Consider the following 17,854-nt stretch of genomic DNA (forward strand, 5'->3'; position numbering starts at 1 on the left):
TAGACGGACGCCCTGGCACGCCCGCGCCGCCTGGACGGTGTCACCCTCGGCGGGCACGACCGTCACCCTCGGCGGGCAGAACCGTCACGCGCGTTCCAGGAACTCCTCGCGCTCGGGGTCGAGCCGGCTCGCGATCGCGGCCCGCAGCTCCGGGTGCTGCTCGAGCTCTGGGTCGCCGCCGACGACCTCCGCGGCGTCGGCTCGCGCCTGCTCGATCACCGCGACGTCCTTGACGACGCGCAGCAGCCGCAGCGAGCTCGCCCTGCCGGACTGGGCCGCGCCCAGCACGTCGCCCTCGCTGCGCAGCTCGAGGTCCACGGTCGCGAGCCGGAACCCGTCCGTCGTCTCGGCCATGGTCTCGACGCGCACGGCCGCGGGCGTCCCGGGCTCGACGGTCGAGACGAGCAGGCACAGCCCGGGCGCGGATCCGCGGCCCACGCGCCCGCGGAGCTGGTGAAGCTGCGAGAGGCCGAAGCGGTCGGCGTCGAACACGACCATGACGGTGGCCTCGGGGACGTCCACGCCGACCTCGACCACGGTCGTGGAGACCAGCACCTGGACGGCCCCGGACGCGAAGTCGGCCATGACCTTCTCCTTGTCCGCGGGGGCCATCTGCCCGTGCAGGACCCCGACGGCGAGCCCGCGCAGGGCTGGCACGCTCGCGAGCTCCTCGGCGACCTCGAGCACGGCGCGCAGCGGTGGCCGGTCCGACCCGGTGCCCGGTCCGTCCAGGTCGAGGAAGTCGGGCACCTCGTCGAAGTCGTCGGTCCGGGTCTTCTTCTTCGCGGGGGCGCCCTCCCCGTCGGCGGCGCCCGAGCCCGCCGCAGGTTCGTCGGGGTGGATCCGCGCGCACACCACGTAGGCCCGATGGCCGGCGTCGACCTCCTCGCGCACGCGCTGCCACGTCCGGTCCATCCAGGCCTCGTTGTCCGCGGGGACCACGTGCGTCGTGATGCCGGCGCGGCCGGCCGGGATCTCGGTGAGCGACGACGTCTCGAGGTCTCCGAACACGGTCATCGCGACCGTGCGCGGGATGGGGGTCGCGGTCATGACGAGCAGGTGCGGGCTGGTGCGGGCCTTGGCGCGCAGCGCGTCGCGCTGCTCGACGCCGAACCGGTGCTGCTCGTCGACCACGACGAGGCCGAGGTCCGCGAACTGCACGTTCTCGCTCAGCAGCGCGTGGGTCCCGACGACGATCCCGGCCCGGCCGCTCGCTGCGTCGAGCAGCGCGCCCTTCTTTGCCGCGGCCCCCATCGACCCCGTGAGGAGCGCGACGCGCGTGCCGTGGTCGGCCCCGCCCAGCATGCCCTCCTCCGCGAGCGGCCCCAGCAGGGTCCGCAGGGTGCGGGCGTGCTGCGAGGCGAGCACCTCGGTGGGAGCCAGGAGCGCGGCCTGACCTCCGGCGTCGACCACCTGGAGCATCGCGCGCAGCGCGACGACCGTCTTCCCCGAGCCGACCTCGCCCTGGAGCAGGCGCTGCATGGGCCGCGAACGCTCGAGCTCGCCGGAGATCTCCTCGCCGATCTCGCGCTGCCCGGCCGTGAGCGTGAACGGCAGCGACGCGTCGAAGTCCGCGAGCGCGCTGGGCTCGCCCGGTGCGCGCAGCGGCCGCGCCGTGGCCTCCTCGGCCTCGGCCCGCGCGCGCCGCTGGGCGAGCGCGGCCTGCAGGACGAACGCCTCCTCGTAGCGCAGCCGGTCCCGCCCGTGCTGCCACTGGCGCGTGTCGAAGGGCTCGTGGACGTCCTTGAGCGCCGCGTGCCGGGACCCGAAGCCCCGGGCCTCGCGCACGGCGGGCGGCAGCGGGTCCGGCACCTCGTCCTCGGTCAGCGGGTCGAGGACCTGGCGGACGGCCTTCTGGATGCGCCAGCTCGGGATCGAGGCGCTCGCCGGGTAGAGCGGGATGGGGCGCCGCGCCTCGATGAGGGCGGCCTCCTCGTCGTCGGCGTCGACCCCGATGACGAGGTAGTCCGGGTGCGTGAGCTGGCGGGCCCCGCGGTAGGCGCTCACGACGCCGGTGAACAGGCCTGTGCGGCCGGGCTGGAGACGGCTCTCGTGGGTACGCAGCGCACCGGTGCCCTTCGCGAAGAACGTCAGCGAGAGGCGGTGGACGCCGTCGGTCACCTCGGCCTGGAGCATGGCGCCGCCGCGCGAGCGCATGGCCCGCACGGTCGCCTGGACGACACGAGCCATGATCGTGACGTGCTCGCCCAGCACCAGGCCACCGAGGTCGGTCAGCTTGCCCGGGTCGCCGTAGCGGCGCGGGTAGTGGCCCAGCAGGTCCCCCGTGGTCTCGAGGCCCAGCTTGGCGAGGGCGCCCGCCGAGCGCGGGCCGAGCACCTTGGTCAGGGGCTCGGCGAAGCGGTCGACCGGTCCGGTCACCAGGTCGCCTGCGAGGCGTCGCGTGCCGGTCAGGTGGTCCGCGTCCGCCCCGGGGGCGGCGGTGCGAGGGTCGCTGCTCATTCTGCTCCCAGCTCCAGGTCGGCGTGGTCGCGCCCCGAGTCGAGGACGACGACCTCGATGCCCGGGACGCGCTGGCGGGCGATGCCTGCGACGACGTCGATCACGACCGGGTCGACCCGTCGCCCCGGCAGGACGGTCAGCACCTCGTCGTCGGCGCGGAGGAGGCCTTCGAGCGCGGGTCGCACGAGCGCCCCGTCCGCGGGGACCTGGACGGCCCGGACGTCGTCGAGGGTCTCCCGCATGAGGGAGACGACGTCGTCGACGGAGCCCAGGGTCGCTGCGGCGAGCGCCGCCACGACGTGCAGGTCGGTGGGGGCGTCGAGCACCTCGATGCCCCGCAGGTCGCCGACGCCCGTGCCGACGAGCCCGCCGGCCTCGCGGGCCACGCCGGCCGCGTCCTCGCTCCCGGGCAGGACGGCGACGCGGCGTGCGCCGGTGTCCACGGCCACGCGCAGCACTTCCCCCGGTGTCGGCGCCTGGTCGGTCGCGAGGAGGACGACGGCACCGCTGCGGGCCAGGTCGGGCACGAGGCCGGGGGCCGACGTGATCGCGACGACGCCGTGCTCGGGTACCTCGCCGGGCGTCGGGACAGCGTGCCCGTGCAGGCCGCGCGCCGCGACCTGGGTCGGGAGGTGACGGACGCACACCTGACGCAGCCGGGCGCCGCCGGCCGCGGTCCGGGCGGCCTGGACCGCGCGCGCGGGGTCGTCGGTGTGCACGTGGGCCTGCCAGACGCCCTCCCCCACGACCACGACCGAGTCGCCGACCTGCGCGAGGGCCGCTCGCAACGCGTCGGCGAGGGACGACGACGGAGCCGGGGTGCCTGTGCCGTCTGTGCCGTCGACCACGAGCATGACCTCGAACTCGCCGTCGATCCCGACGGGCGCGTGCTCGGGCGCCGCGCCGTTCACCGGCCCGACGACGTCGCTCCCCTGCGCGGTCACGCTCGCCGTGACATCGGTCACGTCCTCGTCGGCAGGCCCGCTCGTCATGGGGGCCATGGTGCCGTCGACCACCGACAGGGAGCTGCCCGGACCGAGGCGAAGGCCGTCGGTGGCGACGTCGTCGGTCCCCGCAGCGTCAACGGCGACGACCCCCAACGCCCGGCACAGCGCGTCGAGGACGAGCACGAGCCCGAACGCCCCGGCGTCGAGCACGCCCGCGCGGGACAGGACGTCGAGCTCTCGGGGGCTGCGCAGCATGGCCTCGTGCGCCCCCGTGCGCGCTGCGAGCACGACGCCGTTCCGGTCTGCCCCGGCGTCCGCCGCGAGGCGCGCGGCGACGGCGGCTCCGTCGGCCGCGGTGAGGATCGTGCCGGGGACCGGGACGGCGACGGCCGCGTACGACGAGCGGGCCGCCGCCTCGAGGCGCGTCGCGACCCGCAGGGACCCGACGGGCTCGTCGGCCACGGTGGTCGCACCGGCGAACCCGCGCAGGAACTCGCTGAGGATCACACCAGAGTTGCCGCGGGCCCCGATCAGGGCACCCCGCGCGAAGGCGAGCAGCAGGGTGTCGACGGGCGCGCCGTCGGGCACCTCGCCCACGGCCCGCGCACCCTCGGTGACGGTCAGGAACAGGTTGGTGCCCGTGTCGGCGTCGGCCACGGGGAACACGTTCGCGCGGTCGATGCGCGCCCTGGCCTCGCCCAGCGTCCGGACCGTCTCCGCCACCCATGCCCGCACCACCGCGGGCTCGATGTGCTCCGTGCCGTCCGTCACGCTCGTGGGGCTCCTTCGTCGGGGTCGGGCGCGCGGGGTGCCGAACCCCCGCAGAGCCTGCGATACTTACCGGACCACCGTAGTCCGCCCTGCGCGCTGCACCATGCACGCTCTCGGGTCGGTTTGGGGTGGAGGGTGGCCATCGGCTACCCTATGGAGGTTGCCCGGACAGATCCGGGCGACCACGGACGTTCCCCGGCCTGTGTGCTGGTTCGGAGCGTTCACCCCACAGACCATTCACTACGTCGCCGCTGTCCTTTCGCGGAGGCGTGCACGACGATCAGGAGAAATCGTGGCTGCCAACTGCGAAGTCTGCGGCAAGGGCCCGAGCTTCGGGCACAGCATCTCGCACTCGCACATCCGTACGAAGCGTCGCTGGAACCCGAACATCCAGCGCGTCCGTGCGATCGTCTCGGGTACCCCGAAGCGTCTCAACGTGTGCACCTCGTGCCTGAAGGCCGGCAAGGTCGTCCGTCACGTCTGAGCCTTCCCGCTCGTTCGCCGAAAGCCCGCCAGGAATCGTCCTGGCGGGCTTTCGCGTTCCTGGGGAACGCCCGGGCCCGACGGCGGTGCTCCCCTGCGGCGCGAGGCCGCGGTGCGCACGGGGTCGTCGGGGGCCGTGACCGGTCGTGTCAGTCCACGCGACGCCGCTTCGGCCGGGCCCGAAAGTGCGCCCGCTCCCCCTGGGGGCCGTGCAGGACGAGGAGCTCGACCGGGTGCTCGTCGGCGTTGAGGATCGCGTGCGGGGTGCGCGTGTCGAACTCTGCGGCCTCGCCCTCGCCCAGCACCAGGTCGTGCTCTCCGAGCAGGAGCCGCAGCCGCCCGCCCAGCACGTAGAGCCACTCGTAGCCCTCGTGCACCTTGGTCTCCGGCAGCACGTCCGAGGTCCGTCCGTGCAGGACCTGCTTGTAGGCCTGGACCCCGCCCGGGCGGCGGGACAGCGGCAGGATCGTCGAGTCTCCCCGCTTCACGGGCCGCGCGTGGATGCGCGGGTCTCCCGTGGGCGGCGCGCCGACGAGCTCGTCGAGCGGGACCTCGTGCTCGCGCGCGAGCGGCAGCAGGAGCTCGAGCGTCGGGCGCCGGCCTCCTGACTCCAGGCGGGACAGGGTGCTCACGGAGATGCCCGTGCGGTCGGAGAGCTCGACGAGGGTCAGCTGACGCTGCTGTCGCAGCGCCCGCAGCCGGGGGCCGACGGCCTCGAGGGCGGCGGCGAAGGGGTCGTCCTCTGGTGCGTTCATGCACCCGAGTTTGCCACTCCGGCAACAGGAATTGCCACCGAAGACCCTGCGCACCGATGCTCGTCGAGGAGGTGGTCCCCATGACCCGCACGAGCCCGACACCCGCCACGGGTGAGAACACGCACACCGACGCCACGCCCCGCGTCCACGACGTGATCGTCGTCGGAGGCGGCGCGGCCGGGCTCAGCGGAGCCCTGACCCTCGCCCGCGCCCGGCGCGACGTGCTCGTGGTCGACGCGGGTCGCCCCCGCAACGCCCCCGCCGCGCACATGCACGGCTACCTGTCCCGCGACGGCGAGGACCCTGCCGCGCTCCTGGCCACCGGGCGCGGCGAGGTCGCGGCGTACGGCGGCCGCATCACGCAGGGCACGGTCGAGTCGGCCGCCCGGCTGCCGGACGGCGGCTTCGAGGTCCGGCTCGCGGACGGCCGGGACCTGCACGCTCGGCAGCTGCTCGTCACCACGGGGCTCGTCGACGAGCTGCCCGCGGTCCCCGGGGTCGCCGAGCGCTGGGGCAGGGACGTCCTGCACTGCCCCTACTGCCACGGCTGGGAGGTGCGCGACCAGGCCGTGGGCGTCCTCGCCACGAGCCCGGTGGCGCTCCACCAGGCCCAGATGTGGCGACAGTGGACCGACGACGTGACGCTCTTCCTCCACGGGTCGCCCGCGCCGGACGCACCGACCCGCGCCGCGCTCGACGCGCGCGGCGTCACGGTCGTCGACGGTCCGGTCGAGGCGCTCGACGTCCGGGACGGCGTGCTGAACGGCGTGCGGCTGGCGTCCGGCGAGGTCGTGCCGTGCGACGCCCTCGTCGTCGCGCCCCGCTTCACCGCCCGGTCCGCGGTCCTGGAGTCCCTGGGGGTCGAGACCGCGGAGCAGGTCGTCGACGGCACGGTGGTCGGGACGTACGTCCCGTCGGACCCGATGGGAGCGACCTCGTTGCCCGGGGTTCGCGTCGCGGGCAACGTCACGAACATCATGGCGCAGGTCGTCGCCGCGGCCGCCGCCGGGGTCCAGGCCGCTGCGGCGACCAACGCCGACCTGATCGCCGACGACGTCCGACGAGCGGTCGCGGGCTCCGTCGGCACCCGGCAGGCGACCGTCGGCAAAGGCTGAGAGGATCGGTGGACGACGGACCGCGAGGGGCGACGCCGACGGCCCAGCCACCCCTCGTCGAAGCCGACAACACATCCCCTTGGGGAGATTTGCTGAAGATCCGGACAAAGAGGGTTGGCGAATCTCCACGGAAGTGGCAGGATTTGGTCATGGTGACGGAACTCAACGAGGTAACGATCCGCACGGCGACACCGCAGGACGCGGCGTCGATCGCCCAGGTGCACATCGCCTCCTGGCGCGGTGCCTACGCCGGGATCGTCCCTGACGAGTACCTGGCCTCGCTCGACCACGACCAGCGTGAGTCCGCCTGGACCACGAACCTCACGAACTCCGGCGCGGACATCCTGCTCGCCGAGGCCGACGGGCGCGCCCTCGGTTTCGCCAGCATCGGGCCGGCCCGCGACGAGGACGCCGACGACGGCGACCTCGAGATCTACGCCATCTACCTCGACCCCGAGGCGTGGGGCCGTGGCGTGGCCCGTGACCTGATGAGGACCATGCTCGGCAAGGTCCCCCCGCGCACCCCTGTCTCCCTGTGGGTGCTCAAGGACAACGACCGCGCGCAGCACTTCTACCGCCGCCACGGGTTCGCCCCGGACGGCGTCGAGCGCCGCGACGACATCGGCGGCCGTGACCTGACCCAGGTGCGGTACCGCCGCAGGTCCTGACGCCGGGCCTCCGACAGTCCTCCCGTCGAGGGGGTCGCCCGAGAGGGTGGCCCCCTCGACCGTCGTCCCAGGGCTCAGCCGCGGAAGTGGTCCCACCCCACGCCGTGCGCGCGCGGCGCGGCCCCGTCGACCGTGACCGCCGGACGTCCGGCGCCGGAGGCCGCGGGTCCCGCAGCCACCACGCGCCCGACCTCCCGGAACGGCTCGGGGATGGCCGTCCCCGCAGGGAAGGTCGCGAGCAGCCCGTGGTCCTCACCACCCGTCAGGACCCAGTCGCGAGCCAGTGCCGCCCTGTCTCCCGACCCCGCGACGTCCTCGGCGGCGGACGGCCACTCCCCCGCCGGACGCCGACCCGTGGCCGAGCTCACGGCGGACGCCGCACGGGCGAGCCGGGCGAGGTCCGCCGCGAACGCGTCGAGGTCCAGGTCGATCCCGACGCCGCTCGCGCGGGCGACACGGCCCGCGTCCCGCAGCAGCCCGTCGGACAGGTCCAGCATCGCGGTCGCACCGGCGTCGGCTGCCGCTGGGCCCGCGGCGAGCGGCGGCTCGGGCCGCAGGTACGCGTCGACCAGCTCGCGGTCCGCGTCCCCCAAGTCGTGGTCGAGCAGGGCGAGCCCCGCGGCGGACCAGCCCCTGCGCCCGGCGTGCGCGACGACGTCGGACACCTGGGCACCCGAACGCAGGACCGGCGCCCGACCGCCCAAGTCCCCGTGGACCGTGACCGCGACGACCACGTCGTCACCGCTCGACAGGTCACCCCCGACGACGGCCGCGCCGCTCGGCGCGCACGCCGCGGCGAGGCCGCGCGCGAGACCCGTGACCCACCCGACGGGCAGGTGCCCCGGGACCACGAGCGAGACCACGAGCGACGTGGGCCGTGCCCCCATGGCCGCGATGTCGGCGAGGTTCTGCATGGCGGCCCGCCACCCGACGTCGTACCCCGTGGACCACTCCGGGCGGAAGTGTCGCCGCTCGACCAGGACGTCCGTCGAGACGACGAAGCGCCCGTCGGGAGCGCTGACCACGGCCGAGTCGTCACCGGGGCCCACGAGGGTCGCCTCGCCCGTCGGCAGGAGCGGGAAGATCGCCGCGAGCAGCTCCTCCTCCGAGGTCTCGCGCACCAAGGTCGGGTTCTCGTTCGGATCGCTCACGGCGCCACCTTACGCGGGACCGGCACGCCCGCCGGAGCGGCTACCGTTGGAGGGTGCTGAACGCCCCTCGTACCCCTGCCCGACGCCGGACGCCCACCGCGATCCTGCTGGTCGCCGTCACCGCGGGCCTCGGCGCCTGCGCACCGACCATCGGTGTCCCGGTCGCGGACGATGCCGCGAACCCGAAGTGTGCCGAGGTCGTCCTCGCCGTCCCCGACGAGCTCGCAGGCCTGCCCAAGATCAAGACCGACAGCCAGGCCACCGCCGCCTGGGGCGAGCCCGGTGCTGCCGTGACGCTGCGCTGCGGCGTGACCCCACCCGAGCCCACCACCGTCGGGTGCATGGGCGTGCCGAGCAACGCAGGGAGCGTCGACTGGATCGTCACCGACGACGGCAAGGACACCTGGACCTTCGTGACCTACGGCCGCGATCCCGCGGTCGAGGTCCAGCTCCCCCCGGCCGTGAGCACGACCCGCACCTCGTCGTTCGTCTCGGACCTCAACCGTGCGGTGTCCAAGGTCGAGCAGACGAGCTACTGCATGTAGGTCGGCACAGCACCTGGGCAAGCCGCAGGACGACGAGAGCGCGCCGCCCCGTGAGGGGTGGCGCGCTCCTCGCGTCTACCGGGTCAGGCGGCCGGGATGGTCAGCGCAGGCCCGTGGGGCGCTGCAGCGCGAGCTGGATGAGCTCGTCGATCAGCTCCGGGTACGTGATCCCGGACTTCTCCCACATGCGCGGGTACATCGAGAACGGCGTGAATCCCGGCATCGTGTTGATCTCGTTGACGATGACCTGGCCGTCGGTCGTCACGAACACGTCGACGCGCGAGAGTCCCTCGGCGCCCACGGCCTCGAACGTGCGGACCGCGATGTCGCGGACCTCGTCGACGAGGTGCGGCGGCAGGTCGGCCGGGCAGCTCAGCTCGACCCCCGCCTCGTCGAGGTACTTGGCCTCGAAGTCGTAGAAGTCGTGGTGCGCGTCGGTCACGACGATCTCGCCGGGCAGGGACGCCCGCGGGCGCTCGCCCTCACGGCCACCGAGGACCGCGCACTCGATCTCACGTCCCACGACCCCGGCCTCGACCAGGACCTTCGGGTCGTGCCGACGGGCCTCCGCGATCGCCGCGGGCAGGTCCGCGAGGTCGTCGACCTTGGTGATCCCGAGGCTCGACCCCGCACGCGCCGGCTTCACGAACACGGGCAGCCCCAGACCCGCGACGGTCTCGGTCCACGCTGCCGGGTTACGGTCCCACTCCCCCGGACGGATGACCGTGTACGGCGCGATGGGCAGCCCCTGGCCTGCGAGCACGAGCTTCATGAACTGCTTGTCCATCCCTACGGCGGAGGCGAGCACGCCTGCGCCCACGTAGGGGACGTCGGCGAGCTCGAGCAGGCCCTGGAGCGTGCCGTCCTCGCCGAACGGCCCGTGGAGCAGCGGGAAGACGACGTCGACCTCGCCCAGCTCGCGCGGGAACTCGCCCGGCTCCAGGACGCGCAGCGCGCGCTGCCCCACCGCGAGCGGCAGCAGCACCTCGCCGCCCGAGGCCGTGACCTCCGGCAGGTTGCCGGGCGTGATCTCCCAGCGCTCGGGCTCGTCGGCCGCGAGGACCCACTGCCCCGCCTTGGTGATCCCGACGGGGATGACCTCGTAGCGCTCGCGGTCGATCGCGCGCATCACGCCACCCGCGGTGGCGCACGAGATCACGTGCTCGCCGGAGCGTCCGCCGAAGAGGATGAGGACGCGCGTCTTGCGCGCGGGAGCACTGGGTTCTGGCTGGCTGGACATCGCCGACGACCCTACCGGAACCGCGCTCGACAGCGTGAACAGGAGCGGGCGGGCGAGGTGCCCAGGAGGTGGAGGAGCGGTGGTAGAACGGGGGCATGACCTCTCCGCTGCTGACCGACGACCTGCTCGACCGCATCCGCTCGCGCGCCGCGACCTACGACCGGGAGAACACGTTCTTCACCGAGGACTTCGAGGAGCTGACCGCGGCCGACTACCTCAAGGCGTTCGTGCCCGCCGCGATGGGCGGCCCGGGGCTGGGCCTGCGCGACGTCGCGCACGAGCAGATCCGCCTCGCGGGCGCTGCGCCCGCGACCGCGCTCGCCGTGAACATGCACCACGTGTGGACCGGCGTCGCGCGCTACCTGTACGAGCGCGGTGACCACTCGCTCGACTTCGTCCTGGAGGAGGCCGCGCGGGGCGAGGTCTTCGCGTTCGGCTACTCCGAGCCGGGCAACGACCTGGTGCTCTTCGGGTCCAGGACGCAGGCCCGTCCCGACGGCGAGGGCGGCTACTCGTTCCACGGCCGGAAGATCTTCACGTCCCTGTCTCCCGCGTGGACACGGCTGGGCGTGCTCGGGATCGAGACGGCCGCCGAGGACGGCCCCGCGCTGGAGGGCGACCCGCGCCTCGTGCACGCGTTCGTGACGCGCGAGGGCGGCGGCGTCGACGTGCTCGACGACTGGGACACGGTCGGCATGCGCGCGAGCCAGAGCCGCACGACCATGCTCGTGGGCGCGCACGCCCCGGCCGACCGGGTCGTACGCCGGTTGGCCCCCGGGCCCTCGACCGACCCGCTCGTGCTCGCGATCTTCACGACGTTCGAGGTCCTCCTCGCGTCGGTGTACACGGGCATCGGCAAGCGCGCACTCGAGCTCGCCGTCGAGAACGCCCACCGGCGCACCTCGATGAAGAACGGCGGCAGGCCGCTGTCGCAGGACCCGGACATCCGCTGGCGGGTCGCCGACGCGGGCATCGCGATGGACGGGATCTACCCGCAGATCGACCAGGTGGCGGGCGAGATCGACGCCCTCGTGGACAGGGGTGCCGGCTGGTTCACGGCCGTCGCGGGACTCAAGGTGCGGGCCACCGAGACGGCGCGCGTCGTCGTCGACCAGGCGATCCGGGTGTCCGGCGGCTCGTCGTACTTCACGTCGTCCGAGCTCGGGCGGCTCTACCGCGACGTGCTCGCCGGGATCTTCCACCCGTCCGACGACGAGTCCGCGCACTCGACGTTCGCGAGCGCGCTGCTCGGACCGGTCGAGGGCTGACGGAGGCCGAGGTCGCGTCGAGAGTGCAGTTCGGGCCGTCCCGGCACGGCTGGCGACAACCAGAACTGCGCACTCGACGCACCTACCCCTTGTCTCCTCCAGCGGTTGCCCGCGGCACCCACCCGCCCGCCAGGCGTAATCTCACCCCCATGACGACCGAGCCCGCCCGCCACCGCTCACCGCTGTCCCCCGCCACGATCGCGGTCGCGGCGGGACGCCCGCCGCGCGAGCAGGGCGGGCCGGTCAACCCGCCCGTGGTCCTGTCCTCGACGTACGTCTCGCGCGGTGTGCAGCAGCCCGGCGAGCTCCTCTACACCCGCATGGACACCGAGACGTGGCACCCGTTCGAGGAGGCCCTCGCGACCCTGGAGGGTGCCACGGAACCCGGCATCGTGTTCGGCAGCGGCATGGCGGCGATCGCAGCCGTCTTCTCGTTCGTCCCGGCGGGCGGCAAGGTCGTCCTGCCCCGGCACGCCTACCAGGTCACGCTGGGGTTCGCCGACGACCTCGCGGCCCGCCACGGGGTCGAGGTCGTCCGGGTCGACGTCGCCGACACCGACCAGGTGCTCGCCGCGATCGACGGGGCGGACCTGCTCCTGATCGAGTCGCCGACCAACCCCATGCTCGAGGTCGCCGACCTCCCCGTGCTGCTGGCCGCGGCACGCGAGCAGGGCGTGCTCACGGCGGTCGACAACACGTTCGCGACCCCGCTGGGGCAGCAGCCGCTCACCCTGGGGGCGGACGTCGTCGTGCACTCGGTCACCAAGTACCTCGCCGGACACTCCGACGTCGTGCTCGGGGCCGTCGTCACGAACGACCCGGGCCTGGCCGCGAAGGTGCGTGCCTACCGGACCCTGCACGGCGCGATCGCCGGGCCGTGGGAGGTGTGGCTCGCGCTGCGCGGGCTGCGCACCCTCGCGCTGCGCGTCGAGCGCTCCCAGGCCAACGCCGCAGAGATCGCCCGACGCCTGGCCCGGCACCCGCTCGTCGAGGAGGTGCGCCACCCGAGCCTGCCGACCGACCCTGGCCACGAGCGGGCAGCCCGCACCATGACCGGCTTCGGGTCGATCCTCGGGCTGCGGCCCCAGGGCGGGCGTGAGGCCGCCGACGCGCTCGTCGAGGCCGTCGAGCTCTGGGTCCCGGCGACGAGCCTGGGCGGGGTCGAGTCGAGCCTCGAGCGGCGGCGGCGGTTCGCGACCGAGTCGCACACGGTCCCCGAGGACCTGCTGCGCCTGAGCGTCGGCATCGAGGACGTCGAGGACCTGTGGGCGGACCTCGACCAGGCCCTGCGCGCCGCGGCCCGCGGCTAACGAGCGGCGGGCGACCCGTCCCCGACCGCCTGCGGCTCGACGGCCCGCGGCCCATCAGGCCGTGGCTCGTACACGTCCGCGCTGAAGACCACGACCCCCGACTCGAGGTCCACGTCGATCGGGGGCGCGGTGGACGGCGCCTGCACGATGTCGAGCCGCTGACGCTCCTTCTCCTCGGTCAGGTGGACCCTGCTCGGCTGGAAGACGTCGACGAGCTCGCCGAACGCACCGGACCCGGCGCTCTCGCCCGCCCCTCGTCCGTCCCCGAGCTGCCGGTCCCTGGAGCGCCCGCTCACCATGCGCTCGATCGCGACGACCGCGACGATCACGAGCACGACGATGAAGAAGAGCGGCCCGCCCGCACTGCTGATCCACGGCATGCAGCCACCGTAGGGCCGACGGGAGCCGCTGTCATCCCTCGTGCGAGGGAGGGGAGCACCGGCGGCGACGACGGCACGGGCGCCAGCCGTTCCTCGTTCGAGCCCCTCCGTGCGACCGTGTCCTTGCGCGCCTACGCTCGAAGATCACCCGGGAAGAGGTCCCGGACGGAGCTCCTCGGAGGCGCACCGATGAAGGGCACGACCCGACGACGCCGAGCCGCAGCACTCACCGCCGGAGTCGCGACCGCGGTCCTCGTGATCACGGCCTGCTCGGGCGGGGACGACCGGGACGACCCCGGGCCGAGCACCCCGTCCCCTGCCGCCTCGTCGACCCCCGACCCGTCCGCCTCGGCAGGCCCGACGGACACCCCGACCGGGTCCACGGACGACGACGGCTCCGCCTCCGCGCCCCCGTTCCCTGCGAACACCGAGCCGGACACGTCAGAGCCGTCCGCAGGTGCGGCGCTGACCGTGACCGACGTGCGTGTCGGGCGGCACGACGGGTTCGACCGCGTGGTCTTCGAGCTCGGCGGCACGGGCACGCCCGGCTGGCGCGTCGAGTACGTGCCGGAGGCGGTCGAGGACGGGAGCGGGAACGTCGTCGACCTCGACGGCGACGGCACACTCCAGGTCATGATCTCCGGCTCCGGCTACCCCACGGACACGGGCGTCGCCGAGTACGCGGGTCCCAACCCTCTGCGGGTCGCCGAGACCGACGAGGTCGAGGAGGTCCTGCTCGGCAGCGTCTTCGAGGGGTCCACCCAGGCGTTCGTCGGGACGGACGAGGTCAGTCCGTTCCGGGTCTACGCACTGACCGACCCGACGCGGGTCGTCGTCGAGGTCCGCAACGACGACGTGTGACGGGTGTCGGCTCGGCAACCGTCAGGGCGCCGAGCCGACAGAGCGGGCGGGACTCAGCGACCCGACGTCACGCCCTCGGACTTCTGGGGCCGCGAGAGCAGCCCGCGAGCCATGTCGTCGACGGGCATGCCCTCGTGCAGGACCGCGACGACGCCGGCCGTGATGGGCATGTCGACGCCGACCTTCTGCGCGAGCTCGAGGACCGAGCGGCAGGACTTGACGCCCTCCGCTGTCCCCCCTGTCGCCGCGACGGCCTCGTCGAGGCTCATGCCGCGGCCGATGTGCTTGCCGAGCGTGTGGTTGCGGGACAGGGGTGACGTGCAGGTCGCGACCAGGTCCCCCATGCCGGCGAGGCCCGAGAACGTCTCGGCGTCGGCGCCGAGCGCGAGACCGAGCCGAGTGATCTCGACGAGTCCGCGCGTGATGACGGTGGCCGTCGTGTTGTACCCGAACCCACGCCCCTGGGCGATCCCCACGGCGAGCGCGATGACGTTCTTCACGGCGCCGCAGAGCTCGACGCCCACGACGTCGGAGTTGGTGTACGGGCGGAAGTAGGACGACGAGCAGGCCGCCGCGACGAAACGCGCGGTCTCCTCGTTCGTGGCCGAGACGACGGTCGCGGTCGGCTGGTGCTCGGCGATCTCCCGCGCAAGGTTCGGCCCGGACACGACCGCGACCCGGTCGAGCGGCAGGCCCCACACCTCGGCGACGACCTCGCTCATGCGGCGGTCGGTGCTGAGCTCGACGCCCTTCATGAGCGAGACCGCGACGACGCCCTCCGCAAGGTGCTCACGCAGCGGCGCGAGCGTCGCACGGGCGCTCTGGGACGGGATCGCGACCACCACGAGCTGCGCCCCGGCGAGGGCCTCGGCCGCGTCGGTCGTGGCCGTGAGCCCCGCGGGCAGCTCGATGTCGGGCAGGTACGCGGAGTTGCGGCGGGTCGCGTTGATGTCGGCCGCGACCTCGGCGTTGCGACCCCACAGCCGGACCTCGCAGCCGGCGTCGGCCAGGACGGCGGCGAACGTCGTGCCCCACGCCCCCGACCCCAGGACGGTCGCGGTGATCTGCTGGTCGCTCACTTGCGCTCCTCCGAGCCGGGGTTCTTGCGGACGTCGAAGCGCTCGGCGGGAGCCTTCTCCCCGCGGATGTCCTCGAGGAGACCCGTGATCGCGTCCATGATGCGGTCGGTGGCCTCGCGCAGGGTCGCGGTGTCGACGGGGCGCTCGTAGAGGTCCGACAGGTCGACCGGTGGCCCGGCGTGCACCGCGACGTTCTTGGGCGGGAACGGCCGGAACCGCTTGCTGTAGCGGGGCAGGAGGTCCTGCATGCCCCACTGCGCGATGGGCACCACGGGCATGCGGCTCGCGAGGGCCAGGCGCGCGGCACCGGTCTTGCCGACCATCGGCCACAGGTCGGGGTCGCGCGTGAGCGTGCCCTCGGGGAAGACCGCGACGCACTCGCCCAGCGCGAGCTGGTCGACAGCCACGCTGACCGAGGACGCCGCACCGACGGTGTTGCGCTGGACGGGGATCATGCCCGTGCGGTTCAGGAGACCGCCGAGGAGCGGCACCTTCCACAGCGACGCCTTGGCGAGGATCTTGGGCGCCCGCCCGTTGTCGTACAGGAAGTGGGCGAACGTCAGCGGGTCGATGTTCGACATGTGGTTGCCCGCAGCGATGAACCCGCCCGTCGCGGGGATGTTCTCCTCGCCCTGCCAGTCGCGGCGGGTGATGGTGAACATGAGGGGTCGCACGACGAGCGCGACGAGGCGGTACGCGCGGCTGTCAGGATGAGCTTTCGGCACGGTCACCGAGCCTACCGGGCCGCGTGCCGTCGTCGGGCCCGACGGCGCCGCGCGCCCTGGGTGCGCGGGCCCGACGCCGCTGCCACGACGGCTCAGATCCACCCGTGGCGGCGCGCGAGGTGCACGGCCTCGTGCCGGTTGGTCGCACCCAGCTTGGCGGCGGCCGAGGACAGGTAGTTGCGCACCGTGCCCGGCGCGAGCGACGCGCGGGTCGCGATCTCCTCGACGGGCGCTCCACCGGCCGCGAGCTCCAGGACGTCGGCCTCGCGGGCCGTCAGGGGGCTCGAGCCGGCCGCGATGGCCTCGGCCGCGAGCTCGGGGTCGACGTAGCGTCCACCGGCCTGGACCTGGCGCACCACGTCCGCGAGGACGCGCGACGAGACCGTCTTGGGCAGGAAGGCCCCGACACCCGCCTCGAGCGCGCGCTTGAGGTACCCGGGGCGCCCGTGGCTCGTGACCATGACGACCCGGCATCCCGGCGCCTCGACGGCCAGGGCCCGGGCGACCTCGATCCCGTCGAGGCCGGGCATCTGGAGGTCGAGCACCGCGACGTCGGGGGCGTGCTTGCGTGCTGCCGCGAGCGCCTCGGTCCCGGACGCGGCCTGGACGACGACGTCGAGGTCGTCCTCGAGCGAGAGCAGGGTCGCGAGCGCGTCACGGATGAGGTTCTCGTCGTCGGCGAGCAGGATGCGGATCACGCGGTGGGGCCTTCCTCGGTGGGGCTGGGGGTGCCTGCGCCACGGCTCCGGGAGCCGCGCGGCATGCGCGGGACGAGGCTACCCATGCCGGGGCTCGGCAGCGGGACGCTGGCCGTGAGACGGAAGACGGGCGGGAGGAGGTGGGTCTCGAGGCGCCCGCCGGTCTCGGCGAGCCGTTCGCCCAGGCCGATCAGGCCGGACCCGCTGGGGCTCCCCGGGCTGGTGGTGGTGCGGTCGAGGTCGGGGACGCCGTCGTTCGTGACGGTCAGCACCGCCTCGCCGCGCTCGACGCGCAGCGTGATCTCGCACCGTGCGGCGTCCGAGTGCCGGACCACGTTCGTCACGGCCTCGCGCACGACCCAGGCGAGCGCCTCCTGCGTGGCCAGGGGCAGCGCGGCCTCCTGCTCGTCGCCGCAGGACTCGATCGTGGTCTCGATGTCGGCCGAGCGCAGGACCGATCGGGCCCCGCTGAGCTCGGCCGGCAGGTCCGTGGCCCGGTACCCGGCGACCACGGCCCGCACCTCGCGCAGCGAGTCCTGCGCGATCTGGCGCACCTCGAGCATCTGCTCGGCGGCTCCCGGGCGACCGCGTGTCGCGAGCTCGGCGGCCAGCTCGCTCTTGACGGCCACGACCGAGAGCGTGCGGCCGAACACGTCGTGCAGGTCGCGCGAGAAGCGCAGCCGCTCCTCGGCGACGGCCAGACGGGCGTGCAGGACGCGGTTGCGCTCCTGCTCCCACACGATCCCCAGCATCCAGACGGACACGCGGTAGGACGCGAACACGCCGACGCACATGAGGACGACGCCGATGCCCTGGCCCACCGCGATGCCCGCTGCCGTCTCGTCGCGGACCGGGGCGACGAACCACGAGACGAACCCCGAGACCGCCGCGACACCGACCGCCCCGAGCGCCAACCACCGGAAGGTCAGGAGCGGCGCGCAGGCCGCGACCGAGAATGCGGTCGCCGCGGTCACGACCAGGACCGGGGTGTTGCCCTGGAACATGGATCCCTCACCTGTCGGGTACGCCGCGAGGCCGATCACGCAGGTCGCGAGCGCGAGCCCCCACATGGCGCCCAGGGCCCACCGGGGAGGCGGCGGGCCACCGAGGAACCGGGTGACCCCGTACCGGATCACGACGACGCACGACGCGGTGTGCGCGAGGCACAGCCCGATCAGGGGGGCGAGCAGCGCCGGGTGCCCCGTGGGCACCTCGCCGACGACCCAGAGCACCACGAAGAGCTCGAACGTCGCGACGACGTACAGCGACCAGCGCGTGTAGGTGTCGAACCGTTCCGGGTTGCTGCGACGCGACCACGCGCCGACGAGGGGATTCCAGCTCACGGGGTCAGCCTTTCACGTGGGCATCTCGGTGCTCCGGACGAGGCCCCGGGTTGGG

General features: G+C 73.8%; 17 protein-coding genes. 7 read left to right on the forward strand and 10 right to left on the reverse strand.

The genetic code is table 11. The features are described 5' to 3' along the window. Positions 1-84 precede the first annotated feature (84 nt). The gene (locus H9652_RS10630) at positions 85-2,460 is read right to left on the reverse strand and encodes an ATP-dependent DNA helicase RecG (protein ID WP_191796206.1); all 2,376 of its coding nucleotides are present in this window, start codon (positions 2,458-2,460) and stop codon (positions 85-87) included. Beyond that, the gene (locus H9652_RS10635; protein WP_191796207.1) at positions 2,457-4,178 is read right to left on the reverse strand and encodes a DAK2 domain-containing protein; all 1,722 of its coding nucleotides are present in this window, start codon (positions 4,176-4,178) and stop codon (positions 2,457-2,459) included. Before H9652_RS10635 ends, H9652_RS10630 begins: the two co-directional genes overlap by 4 nt. A 292-nt stretch (positions 4,179-4,470) precedes the next feature. On the opposite strand from H9652_RS10635, the gene rpmB reads away from it, so the two are divergent. Next, positions 4,471-4,662 (forward strand): 50S ribosomal protein L28, encoded by a 192-nt coding sequence (gene rpmB / locus H9652_RS10640; RefSeq protein ID WP_030150850.1) that lies wholly within the window; start codon positions 4,471-4,473, stop codon positions 4,660-4,662. 148 nt (positions 4,663-4,810) lie between these two features. Here the strand turns inward: rpmB and H9652_RS10645 are convergent, their stop codons facing one another. Further along, entirely contained in the window at positions 4,811-5,416 is a 606-nt protein-coding gene (locus H9652_RS10645) for a helix-turn-helix domain-containing protein (RefSeq protein ID WP_191796208.1), read from the reverse strand. An 80-nt stretch (positions 5,417-5,496) separates the two neighbouring features. Here H9652_RS10645 and H9652_RS10650 point away from each other — a divergent pair, with 80 nt between their 5' ends. Both H9652_RS10650 and H9652_RS10655 read left to right on the forward strand, forming a co-directional pair. After that, positions 5,497-6,531, forward strand: coding sequence for an NAD(P)/FAD-dependent oxidoreductase (locus tag H9652_RS10650; RefSeq protein ID WP_191796209.1), 1,035 nt, complete (start codon positions 5,497-5,499; stop codon positions 6,529-6,531). Positions 6,532-6,680: 149 nt separating this feature from the next. Beyond that, on the forward strand, positions 6,681-7,199 hold the full coding sequence (locus H9652_RS10655) for a GNAT family N-acetyltransferase (RefSeq protein WP_138825082.1): 519 nt from the start codon (positions 6,681-6,683) through the stop codon (positions 7,197-7,199). 74 nt (positions 7,200-7,273) lie between these two features. Here H9652_RS10655 and H9652_RS10660 read toward each other — a convergent pair whose 3' ends face one another. Next, positions 7,274-8,350: a thiamine-phosphate kinase gene (locus tag H9652_RS10660; RefSeq protein WP_191796210.1), complete on the reverse strand. Its 1,077-nt coding sequence runs from the start codon at positions 8,348-8,350 to the stop codon at positions 7,274-7,276. A 53-nt stretch (positions 8,351-8,403) separates the two neighbouring features. On the opposite strand from H9652_RS10660, the gene H9652_RS10665 reads away from it, so the two are divergent. Next, positions 8,404-8,895, forward strand: coding sequence for a DUF3515 domain-containing protein (locus H9652_RS10665; RefSeq protein WP_318244107.1), 492 nt, complete (start codon positions 8,404-8,406; stop codon positions 8,893-8,895). Positions 8,896-8,995: 100 nt separating this feature from the next. Here H9652_RS10665 and H9652_RS10670 read toward each other — a convergent pair whose 3' ends face one another. Then, entirely contained in the window at positions 8,996-10,135 is a 1,140-nt protein-coding gene (locus H9652_RS10670) for a D-alanine--D-alanine ligase family protein (RefSeq protein ID WP_138825086.1), read from the reverse strand. 95 nt (positions 10,136-10,230) lie between these two features. Here H9652_RS10670 and H9652_RS10675 point away from each other — a divergent pair, with 95 nt between their 5' ends. Both H9652_RS10675 and H9652_RS10680 read left to right on the forward strand, forming a co-directional pair. After that, complete coding sequence (locus tag H9652_RS10675) at positions 10,231-11,403, forward strand: acyl-CoA dehydrogenase family protein (RefSeq protein WP_191796211.1); 1,173 nt, start codon at positions 10,231-10,233, stop codon at positions 11,401-11,403. A gap of 149 nt (positions 11,404-11,552) precedes the next feature. Further along, on the forward strand, positions 11,553-12,713 hold the full coding sequence (locus H9652_RS10680) for a trans-sulfuration enzyme family protein (RefSeq protein ID WP_191796212.1): 1,161 nt from the start codon (positions 11,553-11,555) through the stop codon (positions 12,711-12,713). Here H9652_RS10680 and H9652_RS10685 read toward each other — a convergent pair. Continuing rightward, positions 12,710-13,093, reverse strand: a complete 384-nt coding sequence (locus H9652_RS10685; RefSeq protein WP_191796213.1) for a DUF6191 domain-containing protein — start codon at positions 13,091-13,093, stop codon at positions 12,710-12,712. The two genes, H9652_RS10680 and H9652_RS10685, sit on opposite strands and share 4 nt — an antisense overlap. Before the next feature lie 189 nt (positions 13,094-13,282). Between H9652_RS10685 and H9652_RS10690 the strand changes: the two genes are divergently transcribed. Next, the gene (locus H9652_RS10690) at positions 13,283-13,954 is read left to right on the forward strand and encodes an AMIN-like domain-containing (lipo)protein (protein ID WP_191796214.1); all 672 of its coding nucleotides are present in this window, start codon (positions 13,283-13,285) and stop codon (positions 13,952-13,954) included. A 53-nt stretch (positions 13,955-14,007) separates the two neighbouring features. Here H9652_RS10690 and H9652_RS10695 read toward each other — a convergent pair whose 3' ends face one another. The 4 genes from H9652_RS10695 to H9652_RS20310 form a co-directional block, all read right to left on the reverse strand. Continuing rightward, positions 14,008-15,033: an NAD(P)H-dependent glycerol-3-phosphate dehydrogenase gene (locus H9652_RS10695; protein WP_318244108.1), complete on the reverse strand. Its 1,026-nt coding sequence runs from the start codon at positions 15,031-15,033 to the stop codon at positions 14,008-14,010. After that, positions 15,030-15,758 carry a lysophospholipid acyltransferase family protein gene (locus H9652_RS10700; protein ID WP_318244109.1) on the reverse strand — a complete coding sequence of 243 codons (729 nt, stop codon included), beginning with the start codon at positions 15,756-15,758 and terminating at the stop codon, positions 15,030-15,032. The genes H9652_RS10695 and H9652_RS10700 overlap by 4 nt, the downstream gene beginning before the upstream one ends. 92 nt (positions 15,759-15,850) lie before the next feature. Then, positions 15,851-16,456, reverse strand: a complete 606-nt coding sequence (locus tag H9652_RS10705) for a response regulator (RefSeq protein ID WP_191796215.1) — start codon at positions 16,454-16,456, stop codon at positions 15,851-15,853. Beyond that, positions 16,453-17,799: a sensor histidine kinase gene (locus H9652_RS20310; RefSeq protein WP_191796216.1), complete on the reverse strand. Its 1,347-nt coding sequence runs from the start codon at positions 17,797-17,799 to the stop codon at positions 16,453-16,455. The genes H9652_RS10705 and H9652_RS20310 overlap by 4 nt, the downstream gene beginning before the upstream one ends. Positions 17,800-17,854: the final 55 nt, after the last annotated feature.

The organism is Oerskovia rustica (assembly GCF_014836555.1).
Classification (GTDB): domain Bacteria; phylum Actinomycetota; class Actinomycetes; order Actinomycetales; family Cellulomonadaceae; genus Oerskovia; species Oerskovia rustica.